At 73.7% G+C, this 12,165-nt stretch carries 10 protein-coding genes; 4 read left to right on the top strand and 6 right to left on the bottom strand.

Annotation, left to right across the window (positions count from 1 at the left end; all coding sequences use genetic code 11):
- Positions 1-2,035 (bottom strand): ATP-binding protein (locus IE312_RS16205; RefSeq protein ID WP_229899869.1); only part of this gene is annotated, 2,035 nt, incomplete at its 3' end.
- Positions 2,036-2,308: 273 nt separating this feature from the next.
- On the opposite strand from IE312_RS16205, the gene IE312_RS16200 reads away from it, so the two are divergent.
- The gene (locus IE312_RS16200) at positions 2,309-3,307 is read left to right on the top strand and encodes a DUF2510 domain-containing protein (protein ID WP_189982380.1); all 999 of its coding nucleotides are present in this window, start codon (positions 2,309-2,311) and stop codon (positions 3,305-3,307) included.
- Positions 3,308-3,474: 167 nt separating this feature from the next.
- Here IE312_RS16200 and IE312_RS16195 read toward each other — a convergent pair whose 3' ends face one another.
- The gene (locus IE312_RS16195) at positions 3,475-4,089 is read right to left on the bottom strand and encodes a TetR/AcrR family transcriptional regulator (protein ID WP_189982378.1); all 615 of its coding nucleotides are present in this window, start codon (positions 4,087-4,089) and stop codon (positions 3,475-3,477) included.
- Between the two features lie 172 nt (positions 4,090-4,261).
- Here IE312_RS16195 and IE312_RS16190 point away from each other — a divergent pair, with 172 nt between their 5' ends.
- Positions 4,262-5,062 (top strand): phosphatase PAP2 family protein, encoded by an 801-nt coding sequence (locus IE312_RS16190; protein ID WP_189982376.1) that lies wholly within the window; start codon positions 4,262-4,264, stop codon positions 5,060-5,062.
- Positions 5,059-6,030, top strand: a complete 972-nt coding sequence (locus IE312_RS16185; protein ID WP_189982375.1) for a DMT family protein — start codon at positions 5,059-5,061, stop codon at positions 6,028-6,030. Before IE312_RS16190 ends, IE312_RS16185 begins: the two co-directional genes overlap by 4 nt.
- A gap of 47 nt (positions 6,031-6,077) precedes the next feature.
- On the opposite strand, the gene IE312_RS16180 is transcribed toward IE312_RS16185, so the two are convergent.
- The 4 genes from IE312_RS16180 to IE312_RS16165 form a co-directional block, all read right to left on the bottom strand.
- Positions 6,078-6,911, bottom strand: a complete 834-nt coding sequence (locus tag IE312_RS16180) for an LURP-one-related family protein (RefSeq protein WP_189982372.1) — start codon at positions 6,909-6,911, stop codon at positions 6,078-6,080.
- Positions 6,912-6,977: 66 nt separating this feature from the next.
- Entirely contained in the window at positions 6,978-9,026 is a 2,049-nt protein-coding gene (locus tag IE312_RS16175; RefSeq protein WP_189982370.1) for a phosphocholine-specific phospholipase C, read from the bottom strand.
- 151 nt (positions 9,027-9,177) lie between these two features.
- On the bottom strand, positions 9,178-9,912 hold the full coding sequence (locus IE312_RS16170) for a vWA domain-containing protein (RefSeq protein ID WP_189982368.1): 735 nt from the start codon (positions 9,910-9,912) through the stop codon (positions 9,178-9,180).
- Positions 9,909-10,166 (bottom strand): hypothetical protein, encoded by a 258-nt coding sequence (locus IE312_RS16165; RefSeq protein WP_189982366.1) that lies wholly within the window; start codon positions 10,164-10,166, stop codon positions 9,909-9,911. The genes IE312_RS16170 and IE312_RS16165 overlap by 4 nt, the downstream gene beginning before the upstream one ends.
- 169 nt (positions 10,167-10,335) lie before the next feature.
- Here IE312_RS16165 and IE312_RS16160 point away from each other — a divergent pair.
- Positions 10,336-12,165: caspase family protein (locus IE312_RS16160; RefSeq protein ID WP_189982364.1), on the top strand; the 1,830-nt coding region annotated here is incomplete at its 3' end.

Below are 12,165 nucleotides of genomic sequence, written 5' to 3'. Positions count from 1 at the left end.
GGGCCTCGCGCAGGGTGGACTCGGCGTCGCGGAGCCGGCCCTGTCTGCGGTAGGCGAGCCCGAGGAAGGCATTGGCCAGCGAGAGGTGGCCGCCGCGCCAGCCGGCCATGGTGTAGACGCGCCGGGCCTCGGCGAACAGGCTCTCGGCCCGGTCCAGCCGGTCGGCGTAGGCGTACGTGCTGCCGAGCATCATCAGCAGCCCCATGCCCCACTCGGGGTCGGTCCAGCCGAGTCCGGGCGCGAGCCGGCCGTTGACCAGGGCGCGGTCGCACAGTTCGAGGACCTCGTCGGCGCTCTCGCCGTGGGTCATCGCGTCGAAGCCGCGCAGGATCAGCAGGGCCCGTTCGGCGTTGTCCCGGCCGGAGCAGGTGCCCGCCAGTTCGGCCAGGCGCCGGGAGCGGGCGGTGGAGACGGTCTCACCGTGGATGCCCTCCCACATGAACTGGAACGCCTGCAGCCGCATCCGCACGGGGCCGGTCTCGTGCCGGGCGGCCTCGGCCTCGACCGTGCGGACGGCCTCCTCCAACTGGTCGTTGTGCAGCAGCGCCTGGGACAGGCGGACGACGGCGTCCACCCGTTCGTCCCCGTCCAGGCCGGGCATGCCGAGCGCGCTCTGCAGGTGGTCGATGGTGACGGCGGGGTTGGTCAGGAGGGCGGCGCAGCCCAGTTCGTACAGGACGTGCGCGTGCACCGCCGGGCGCGGCGGCTCCTCGAGCGCGCGTTCCAGGCAGCGGCGGGCCGCGTCGGGGGCGCCGACGGCGAGGTGCTCGCGGGCGGCCTCGCGCAGCTGCTCGACCAGTTCCTCGTCGTCGTCCGGGTGCACCTTGAGCAGGTGCCGGGCGGCCTCGGCGGCACCCCGCCCCAGCTCGGTGATGATCTGCGCGGCGACGCCGTGCATGGCCGTGCACACACCGGGCGGGATGGAGTGGTAGACGGCGGTGGCGATGAGCGGGTGGACGAACTCCAGCTCGCCGTCGCCGGGTTCGGTGCCGGCGGCCGGCTCGGGCGCGGTGAGGATGCGGGCGTTGCACAGCAGCTCGGCGCACTGCCGGGCGAGGTCGTCGGGCATGGTGGCGAGACGGGCGACCATGTCGACGGTGATGCCGGTGCCGAGGATGGCGGCGGCCCAGGCGAACCGGGTGGCCTCCAGGCCGAGGCCCTTGAGCCGGTCGACCAGTCCGCCGCCGCGGGCCGCGCGGTTGAGCGCGCGCAGCTCCGCGGCCCGCGCCTCCACCGGCTGCAGTTCGCTGTCCTGGACCTTGGCGAGGAGTTCGACGGTGTCGTAGGGGTTGCCGCCGGTGACGGCCCAGACCTCGCGGCAGAAGGGGTCGTCGGCGTGCCGGCCGAGGGTGGCGCGGGTGAGCCCGGCGGTGGCGTCCGGGGTGAGCGCGCTCAGGTTCTGGACCGGGCGTCCCGCGGCGGCGGCCACCTCGTCGAGCAGGCGGGCGCCGTCGCCGCTGTCGTCGCCGGGACGGCGGGCGACCACGACGAGGACGGACAGGTCGTCCAGGCGTCCGGCGAAGGCGGCGAGCCAGCGCAGGGTCTCCTGGTCGGCCCAGTGCGCGTCGTCCAGCAGGAGCACCAGCGGCCATTCGCGGCGGGCCAGCCGGCGCACCGCGGCGACGAGTCCGTCGCACACGTACTGCGGGTCGGCGTTGTCCCCTTGCGGTTCGGCTATGCCGAGGGCGGGGCCGGCGATGTCGTACCAGTCGCCGAGGTACTCGCGGGCCTCCTCGGGGAGCAACGACAGCAGCGCCGGCTGGAGCAGTTGCCGGACGACGTGGAAGGGGACGGACCTGAGCGTCTCGGCACCGCGCGCGGACCAGACGGCGCAGCCGCGGCGTTCGGCGATGCGGCGGATCTCGGCCAGCAGCGCGGTCTTGCCGAGTCCGGCCTCGCCCCGCAGGACCAGCAGGCTGCCCCCGGACGACTGGTCCGCGCACAGGACGTCGAGCGCCTGCGCGACGGCGGCGATCTCGGTGTCCCGCTCCCACAGGGGAGCCGAACCGGCCGCCGACGGCCGTCCCTCCGTCATCCCGTTACCTCCCCAGGTCGCCCGAACGGCGTACAGGGCCCGAGCGTAGCCGTCCGGTGGGGCCCGTGGCGGCTGGTCGCGGCACCTGTTGCCCGCCCGGGTGAAAGAGGGGGCGGGCGGGCGACGCGCGTGCCCGCCCGACCAGCGGACGGAGTGTCAACAGGCCGGGCGGCGCGACGCGGAGAGGTGACAAACCGGGTGGAAAGTCGCGGTCCGCACGCGGGCGGCCGATCCTCTCATCCCACTTTCACCGTCGCCTCATACGGTGGGGGCATGACGCAGGTGACTCCTCCCGGGTGGTACCCCGACCCCGGGCAGCAGAACGACGGTCCGCCCACCGAGCGGTGGTGGGACGGCAAGGCCTGGACGGACGGGACCCGCCCCGCCGGCCCGGCCGCCGCCTGGGGTCCCCCGGCCCCCGCGGGGTACGGCGCCCACCCCGGACACCCGGCGCACCCGGGATACCCGGCTCAGCCGGCGTACCCGGGATATCCCGCCCAGCCGCCGGCCCGGTCCCGGCGCGGGCTGCGCACGGGCATAGCCGTCGCGGTGACCGCCACCGTCCTGGCGTGCGTCGTGGCCGGCGTGTACGCCCTCACCCGGGGCGACGACGGGGGCGGCGACCGGGCGGGCTCGCGACAGGGGCCGGGCGGCGGGCAGCGCGGACCGGGCGGGCCCGGCGGCCCGGGCGGTTCCGGCGGGGCCTCGCCGTCCCCGAGGGGGTCCGAGGCGCCGAAGGTCGAGGGCGGCGGCTCGGTACCGGACCCGGCCAACGGCATCAGCCTGCCGGTGCCGAAGGGCTGGACCGGACAGGCGATCAAGCTCGGCGCGCAGGTGACCTCCGGCGACTCCTACGCGTGCCCGGGCGACACGGCCGAGACCTGCACCCCGGGCGGCGCCTACACGGCCCCGGCGGCCTTGCTGGGCGCCAAGGGCGATACGGCCGAGGAGGTCGCCAAGGCGGACATCGCGGCCAACGCCAAGGCGTCGTACGGCGGTACCACCTACGGCGGCATCACCTCGCACCGGCAACTGGCGTCCGAGGCGGTGACGGTGGCCGGGCAGAAGGGCTACCTGGTGCGCTGGAAGGCGGTCACCAGGAAGGGCGCCGACGGCTACGTCGAGTCCGTCGCCTTCCCCTCACCGAACGACGCCCGGCGGATCGTGGTGGTCCGCTTCGGCGTGGACGCCGGGCAGGAGTTGTCCGTGATCGACGAGATCCTCAAGGGGATCAAGGTCTCCTCCGGCGGCGGGAACGGCCAGGACGTCTGAGGGCGGACGCCCGGGACACGGGCCGGCCGGGACACGGACCGGCCGGGTGGGGTTCCCCTCCGCTCAAGGGGAACCCCACCCGGCCGGGGGGTGCGCGCCGCCCCCGTCCCCACGGTGCGGCGCCGGCAGGTCACCGTCCAGTCATCCCGTGGACGGCGGCCTGGGTCTCACGTCAGTCCGAGCGCGGGCAGCACGGCGGCCTCCACGAACCGGACCAGGTAGTCGGAGTCGGCGTACTGGCCGCTGAGCACCGGCCGCACGCGCAGGACGCCGAACATCATGGCGGGGATGTACTCCAGCGCCGGGTGCCCCGCCCGCACCTCGCCCCGGGCCACACCGCGGGCCAGCATCTCCTCGAGCGCGGCGATCTCCGGGTCCACCAGGGCCTCGCGCAGCGCCCGGGCCAGCTCCTGGTCGGCCGTCACCGCGTGCCCGAGCGCCTGCAGCAGCCGGGTGTCCTTGCCGGACCAGTCGCCCGCGGCCAGCGCGGCCCGGCGCAGGTCCCCGGCGAGTGACCCGGTGTCGATGCCGGCGAACCTCACCCGGCGGTTGGCGCGCAGCGCCGCCGCGACGAACTGCGGTTTGGTCTTCCACTGCCGGTAGAGCGTGGACTTGCTGCACCGGGTGCTGGCGGCGACGCCCTCCATGGTGACGGAGTCGTAGCCGCACTCGCGGATCTGTTCCAGCACGGCGTCGAAGAACTCCCGCTCACGCTCCGGCGTGATCTTGGAGCGGCGCGAGGCGGCGACCGTGTCCGGTCCGTCCGCGGCCTGCGACGTCATGCGGTGTTTCCCCTCACTCGAGCCTGTTACCAGTGTGTCGCACATCAATCGATACGCCAGTGTACCGGTACTCAAGCGTATCGGTACACTGGCGTATCGGTACGACAACGTATCGATGAGTTCCGGTACCGACCGGGGCGCACGCGCACCACCGTCAGCGAAGGGGCCGGGGATGAACGCACGAACCGAGCCTGCGGAGGCGGACACCGAGCCGGGAGCCCCGGCGCGGCCGCCTCTCATACGTGAGTTCCTGCTGGTCGCCGGGCTCTTCCTCGTCTACAAACTGGGCCGGCGGCTGGCCATGGGGCACACCGGCGAGGCCTACCGCAACGCCGGCCGCGTGTGGCACCTGGAACGGACCGTGCACCTGCCCCGCGAGACCGCCGTGCAGTCGGCACTGCTGCACGGCGACACCCTCGTGCACGTGGCGAACACCTACTACGCCACCGTCCACTTCCCGGCCACCCTCGCCTTCCTGGTCTGGCTCTACCTGCGGCGGCCCGCGCACTACCTCTGGGCCCGCCGGGTCCTGGCGGTCCTCACCGGCGCCGCCCTCGTCCTGCCGTTCACCTTCCCGCTGGCCCCGCCCCGGATGCTGACCGGAACCGGCCTCGTCGACACCGGCCGCGTCTACGGCCCCTCGGTGTACGGCCCCCCGGCCGGCGACCACCTGTCCAACCAGTTCGCGGCCATGCCCTCGCTGCACTTCGGCTGGGCACTGATGCTGGCGATCGGCCTGATCGCCGCGACCCGCTCCCGATGGCGCCACCTCTGGCTGCTGCACCCCCTGGTCACCCTCCTGGTGATCGTGGGCACGGCCAACCACTACTGGTTCGACGCGATCGTCGCCACAGCCATGCTCGGCCTCTCCCTCGGCATCGTCCACCGGCCCCGGCGCGCCGCCGGCACGGCCGGGCGCGGCACCGGCCGCCTCGGCGCCCCGGAGCCGGTCCTGGCGGGAGCGGGCCGATGAGCCCCGCCGCGCTGGCCGCCCTCGGTCTGTCCCTCGTCTCGGCCGTCGCCTACGCGCTCGCCGCCGTCGCCCAGGAACGTCTCGCCTCGCGCAGTGCCGGTACCGGCCTGCTGCGGCTGCTGGGCACCGGCGCCTGGTGGTCGGCGGTCGGCCTGAACGCCGTCGCCGCGCTGCTGCACGTCGTCGCCCTGAAGTACGGTCCGCTGACCGCCGTGCAGCCGCTCGGGGCGCTCACCCTGGTCGCCGCCGTACCGCTGGGCGCGCGGGCGGCCGGACGGCGGGTCAGCGCCGTGGAGTGGCGCGGTACGGCGCTCACCCTGCTCGGACTCGCCGCCCTGCTGGTCAGCGCCTCCGGTCCGGCGCCCGCGCGGGTGCTGTCACTGCCCCAGGCCCTGGCCGTCGCGGGGACCACGGCCACCGCGATCGGTCTGCTGAGCCGGCCCGGCGCCCGGCCGGGCCTGCGGCACGCCACCGCGTCCGGCTTCGCCTCGGGCGTCGCCTCCGCGCTCACCCAGACGGTCACCGTGGCCGCCACCGACCGCTCCGGGCCGGCCCTCGGCGCCGGGGTGATCGTGGTCGCCGTACTCGTCGCCGGCTTCGCCGTCGGCGGACTCCTGCTGTCCCAGACCGCCTACCGCGGCGGCCTCGGCGCCCCCCTGGCCGTCGTCACCCTCGCCAACCCGGTCGCCGCCGCGGCCGTCGGCCTCACCCTGCTGGGACAGGGGCTGCGGGGCGGTGCGGCGGGGGTCCTGCTGGCCCTCGCGGGCGCGGGGCTGGCGGCGTGCGGGGTCGTCCTGCTCACCCGGACGGCCCCGGCGGGCGGCGGTCCCGCGCGGCCCGGGGAGTTCGCCGCGCACGACGAGCACCCGGTGGCGGCGGTGCTCGCGCTGGAGCCGGGGTCGGCCACGGCCGAACCTGTGCTGGTGCCCCGGCAGCCGGAGCAGCCGGGGCACCTCACCGCGCTGTGAACCGCGCCGGCATCGGCGGCCGGCCGCCCGCGCCGGCCGCCCGGCGGTCACCCCCAGCCGCGCGCGTCCTGCTTGAGGGCGGTGTCCACGGTGAGGGCCGTGGCCACCACGAGGCTCAGCAGCGGCTCGGGCAGCTGGTAGTGGATCTGCAGGACGTAGTTGTCCGCGGTCGTGAAGAGGGTCTTGGCGAGGCCTTCCCAGGTCTTCGTGATCCGGGCGACCTCGTTGTCCGCGTGGTCGACGATCGCGAAGTTCCAGGCCCGCCAGTTCTCCGCCTTGATGGCGCCGACCTGCCGGCCGTCCGCCATCATCGCGAAGTTGATCTTGCCGATCATGTTCTTCTGGACGATCTCGCCGACCGGCGAGCCGTCCGGACGGGTCACGATCACCCGGGACTTGAAGATCTTCATCGGCCGGGTCAGCAGCAGCTGCGGCCGGCCGTGGGCGTCGCGGATCTCCAGCTTGTGGGTGAGGAACTGGTCGATGCTGGAGACGAAGCGCAGGATCTTGCGCAGCACTCCCTGCCCGATCTGGGTGACCGAGCCGATCTCCCGGCCGTTCTGATCCATGACCTTGTACTCGTTGGTCAGCTCGATCAGCTTGGCCTTCTGGTTCACGACCAGGACGGGCTCGGTGAACAGGGTGCCGCCGCCGGGGCCGCCGGCCGCGACACCCGCCTGCTGCTGCACCTGGCGCTGCACCTTGGCGTCGCCGGCCTGCTGCTGCGGGAACGCGGCCGGCTGCGGCGGGACCTGCCCGGCCGGCTGCCGGGACGGGTTGGTGTGCTCGGTCCACTGCGAGCCGTCCCAGTAGCGGAGCGTCTGCGCCGCGCCGTGCGGGTCCGGGTACCAGCCTGCAGGAGTGTTCGATTGCGTGGTCACCGGGGCACACTACCTTGATCTGATCGGTACCTGACCAGTCCGTACGGAACGGTGCTCATCGCGCGTTCAGACCGTGACGATCGCCGGGTCGCTGACACCGGGCAGGCCGTTCTCCACGTGCCCGGCGAAGCCGCGCAGGAAGGCGGGGTCGGCGTCCCAGGTGACCGTCAGGTCGTACCAGCGCCTGCTCGCGGCGAGCCCGACGGTGCGCCGCACGGTCGCGCCGGGGCGGACCGTCACCGTGACCGGGCTTCCGCCGTATCCGTCGGCCAGCCTCAGCCGCACGGTGCCGGAGCCCTTGTTGGTGAAGGTGAGCGCGATGTCGTCCCCGGCCTGCCGTGCGGTCACCTCGGGTCCGGCGACCTTGTTGCGGCCCTTGAAGGCACGCAGGAAGCCGTTGGGGCCGTGCACCGTGAGGTCGTACCCGCCGCCGGAGTACTGCGAGTTCCACGTGTCCGAGAGGGTCTTGCCGGCCTGTGTGGTGTACGTCCAGGGGCCGTCGGTACGGCTGTCGGACGTGACGAGGAAGACCGCGCCCGCGTGCGCCCCCGAGGCGAACGTGAGCGTGAACTTCCCGGCCGCGGTGTCCGCCGAACCGTCCACCACGGGGGAGTACTTCAACGGGCGGGTGGGCCGGCTGCCGGGCTCCTGCCGGGGCAGGGCCGGGTGGGCGGGCGGCTTGGGCACATAGTCCGGGTGCCGGTCGCGGTCCTGCGGCCGGTAGCCGGCCGTGGACGGCAGGACGACGGGCGCGCCGTCCTTGCGGGAGAAGTCGAAGGCGCTGGTCAAGTCGCCGCAGACGGCGCGCCGCCAGGGCGAGATGTTCGGCTCGCGCACACCGAAGCGCCGCTCGACGAACCGGATGATCGAGGTGTGGTCGAAGGTCTCGGAGCAGACGTAACCGCCCTTGCTCCACGGGGAGACGACCAGCATCGGCACCCGCTGGCCGAGCCCGTAGGGGCCGGCGACGTGACCGGAGTCGCCCTGGAACACGTCGGGCGCGGGGTCGACCGTCGACCTGCCCTGCGCGGCGGAGGCCGGCGGGTAGGGCGGGATGACGTGGTCGAAGAAGCCGTCGTTCTCGTCGTAGGTGATGAACAGCGCGGTTTTCCCCCACACCGCGGGGTCGGCGGTGAGCGCGTCCAGCACCTGGGAGACGTACCAGGCGCCGTAGTTGGCGGGCCAGTTGGGGTGTTCGGTGAAGGCCTCGGGGGCGACGATCCAGGAGACCTGGGGCAGCCGGTCCGCCTGGACGTCGGCCCTGAGCCGGTCGAAGAGGCCCTCGCCCGTACGGGCGTCGGTGCCGGTGCGGGCCTTGTCGTACAGGGGGTCGCCCGGAGCCGCGCCGCGGTACCGGTCGAAGTAGAGCAGCGAGTTGTCGCCGTAGTTGCCGCGGTAGGGGTCCGCGATCCAGCCCCAGCCCCCGTTCGCGTCGAGGCCGTCGCCGACGTCCTGGTAGATCTTCCAGGAGACCCCGGCCTCCTCCAGCCGCTCGGGGTACGTCGTCCAGCCGTACCCCTTCTCGTCGTTGCCGAGCACCGGGCCGCCGCCCGTGCCGTCGTTGCCGGTGTACCCCGTCCACATGTAGTAGCGGTTGGGGTCGGTCGAGCCGATGAGCGAGCAGTGGTAGGCGTCGCAGACGGTGAAGGCGTCCGCGAGCGCGTAGTGGAAGGGGATGTCGTCGCGGGTCAGGTACGCCATCGTGGTCGCGGACTTGGCGGGCACCCACCGGTCGTACCTGCCGCCGTTGAACGCGCTGTGCCCGTCGTTCCAGCCGTGCGGGAGGTCCTGGATGAAGGCCAGGCCCAGGTCGTCGGCGTCGGGGTGGAAGGGCAGGACGTCCTTCGTGCCGTCGGACTGCCTCCAGACCGACCTGCCGTTCTGGGTGACGGAGCGGGGGTCGCCGAAACCGCGGACCCCTCGCAGCGTGCCGAAGTAATGGTCGAAGGAACGGTTCTCCTGCATCAGGACGACGATGTGCTCGACATCGTCCAGCGATCCGGTGCGGTAGTGGGCAGGCAGGGCGGCCGCACGCTGGATGCTGCCGGCCAGCGCGGTGAACGCCGTGGAGGCGCCGGCGAGTTGCAGGAAACGCCGCCGGTTGACTTCGGGCATGGGTGAGGTTCCTCTCGTCCTGACGTACCAGACGCCGTCAGATGACGGAATCCGCGCGGAGCGAGTGTTCCAAGAGCAGCAAACGTCAGGGAAGGGCTGGGTGGCGTCCGTGTGAAAGTCGCCGGTACAGCACTACCACGCGAGCGGGGGCTCATCGCCCAGCAACAGCCCCCTGAAGAGCCGGTCGTCGTGCGGCAGTTTCCGCCACCCCTCCCACGGAAACGGTTCGCCCCGCTGGAAGCAGACCTCGGCATCCTGCCCGACCTGCTCGTCGCGGAACCAGCGGGCACACGTGACCACCTCTTCCTCGTCCCCGCTGAGCGTCACCTTCACCTTCGCGGGGTCCCGCGCGGCGACGGCCCTCACGGTGCACATCGTTCGGTTCGCCGTCGCTGAAGAGGATGAGCCGCACCTGTCCGGTCTGCAGGCCGTGCCGGTCGGCCAGGTACTGGACCCTGCGGTCGCCGAGCCGGAGGGCGAACTCCAGCGCCTGGGCCATCGGTGTCGTACCGGAGGCGGTCAGGTCGTCGAAATCCAGGTCGGACGCGAGCACGAACACGCCACCGTCGTGGGCGAGTTCGTCCTCCGGCCGGCGGGCGTCACCGGTGACCGCCCGTACCCCGTCACCGCCGAAGGTCACCACCGCGAACTCCACCGACCGCAAGGGGCCTCGGCCCTGCTCGCGGATCTCGGGCAGCCAGGCGCGCAGGCTCCGGTTGAGTTCGTCGATGGGGCGGGTGCCCTTCTCGGCGAACCGCATCGACCCGGATACGTCGATCAGCAGGATGACGATCCGCCGGTGGTACGACTCGGTGTTGAACTGCATGTCGTCGGCCGGGTCCGCGGAGCCGGCGAACATCTCGTCGAAGTCGTCGAAGACGCTCACGCCGCGCCGCCCGCCTCCCCCGGCTCTCCGAGCGGCCGGGCGTCCCAGACGTCGGCGCCCGCCTGCCTGGTCAGGCGCACCGTGCCGCCCCTGCCGGGTGGCTGGGTGGAGCCGACCCAACGGGCCGGTTCCACCAGTCCCCCGACCGCCACCAGCCCGCGCGGGCCGAGGACGGCGTGGACGGTTCCGCACGTCTCCCCGCGTGCCGGGCGGGTATCGTCCGTGACCTCCTCGCGCCGTGTCCGTCGCGACACCACCGACACCACCGACCCCGACACACCTGCGAATCCCGTTTTATTGCGGAAAGTTGAGCAGTACTTTTTTTCCGTTCTGAACCGTTCTGCGAGCGGCTCGTCGCATGGCACCCTGCACGTCGGACCCCTTCACGCCGGGTACGCCGACGTTCAGGAAGCAGGTGCACGCGTGGCTCTGTACGCGCTCTTGGTGGGAATCGACGAGTACAGCGGACCGGTCGTACGGCTCAACGGCTGCCGCAACGACATCGACGCCGTGGACACCCTGCTGAGCACCCGGCTGCCCGGCGAGGACTACCGGCCGCTGCGGTTGACCGACCGGGCGGCCACCCGCGCGGCGGTCATCGGCGGCTTCCGGGAGCACCTGGGCCGGGCCGCCGCCGGTGACAGCGTGCTCTTCTGGTTCAGCGGCCACGGGTCACAGGCACCGGTGCCGGCGGAGTTCGCCCGCTTCGAGCCGACCGGACTGATGCAGACGCTGCTGTGCGCCGACAGCAGGCACGACGGCGTACCCGACCTCTACGACAAGGACCTCGCCGTGCTGATCGGCGAGATCACCGCGCGGGGCGTCCATGTCGTCGCCGTCCTCGACTGCTGCCATTCCGACAGCGGCACGCGGGGGCCCGGCGCGGCCGGGGCGGCCGACGGTCCGTGGCGGGCGCCGCTGGCGGTCCGGGGACAGCCGCCGTTCCCGCACCGGCCGCCGGACGGGGCCCTGCTGCTGCCCTTCGGCGCGCGGCCGGCCGACCGGGGCGGGACGGCACCCCGGCGCGGTATGGCACCGTCTCGTCCCGGCCCCGAGCCGCACGTGCTGCTGGCGGCCTGCCACTCGGACCAATACGCCGTCGAGGTGCCGACGGACCAGGGCGACCGCGGCCTGTTCAGCCTGGCGCTGCTGGAGCGTCTGGAGAGCCTCGGACTCGGGGCGACGTGCCGGGAGTTGATGACCGGTGCCCGGTGCCGGGTCGAGGAGGCCGCCCGCGGACAGATCCCCGTCCTGTCCCCGGCCGCCGAGGCCGTCGTGGACCGGCCGTTCGTCGGCGGTGCCGTCAGGGCGGCGCGTTCCCCCGTGACCATGCGGTGGCTGCGCGGCGCCTGGGAGATCGACGCGGGGGCCTGCCACGGCATGCCGGCCGGAACGCCGTCGGATCCGGCCCTGCTGACGGTGCACGACTCCGATCCGCCGCTGGAGGTGCGGGTGGAGCGGGTGCTGACCGACCGCAGCGAGGTGGTGCCGGTCGGCTGGACACCGCGTCCGGACCGGCAGTACCCCGTGGTGCTGACCGGCGTCCCGCTGCCCGTCGGCACCGTCGCGCTGGACGGTGGCCCGGACGACGCGGCGGACGAGGTCCTCCGGCTGGTCGCCGCGGCCCTGGGGACGGCGGGACCGGCCGGCGGCCCCTCACCCCACGTCCGGGTCCTGGACCGGGACGCGCGGACCCGGCGGCTGCCGGACGCGCGGGTCGGCGTACCGCGCCCGGCCACCGTGCGCATCACCGCCGCCGACGGCCGGCCGATCGCTCCGGACGTGCCGTGCGCGACGCCGGACGACGCGGACCGGGTGGTCCGGGACCTGGAGCACATCGCGCGCTGGCGGCGGGTCAAGGACCTGGACAACGCGGTCTCCGAGCTGTCCGGCGCCGTGGCCGTGGAGGTCGTGGCCGTGCGCGACGGCGAGTCCGTCGACTCGGGCGCCCGGCCCGCGCTGCGGCCCGGCCCGGACGGTGCCGTCCACCTCGGCTACCGGCGGGGCCCGGACGGCTGGCAGGAGCCGGAGGTGTTCATCCGGCTGCGCAACACGACCGACCGGGAGTTGTACTGCGTGCTGCTGGACCTCACCGACCGGTTCCGGATCCACCCCGGCCTCTTCTCGGGCGACTGGATCGCTCCGCGTCACACCGCCTCGGCGGCCTGGGGCCGGGCGGTCACCATGTCGTTGCCGCCGGGCCGGCCCGCCGTCCCGGGGGCGACGGGCACGGACTGGCTGAAGGTGCTGGTG

Source organism: Streptomyces capoamus, from assembly GCF_014654935.1.
Taxonomy (GTDB): domain Bacteria; phylum Actinomycetota; class Actinomycetes; order Streptomycetales; family Streptomycetaceae; genus Streptomyces; species Streptomyces capoamus.
This window is presented reverse-complemented; position numbering and strand designations above follow the sequence as displayed.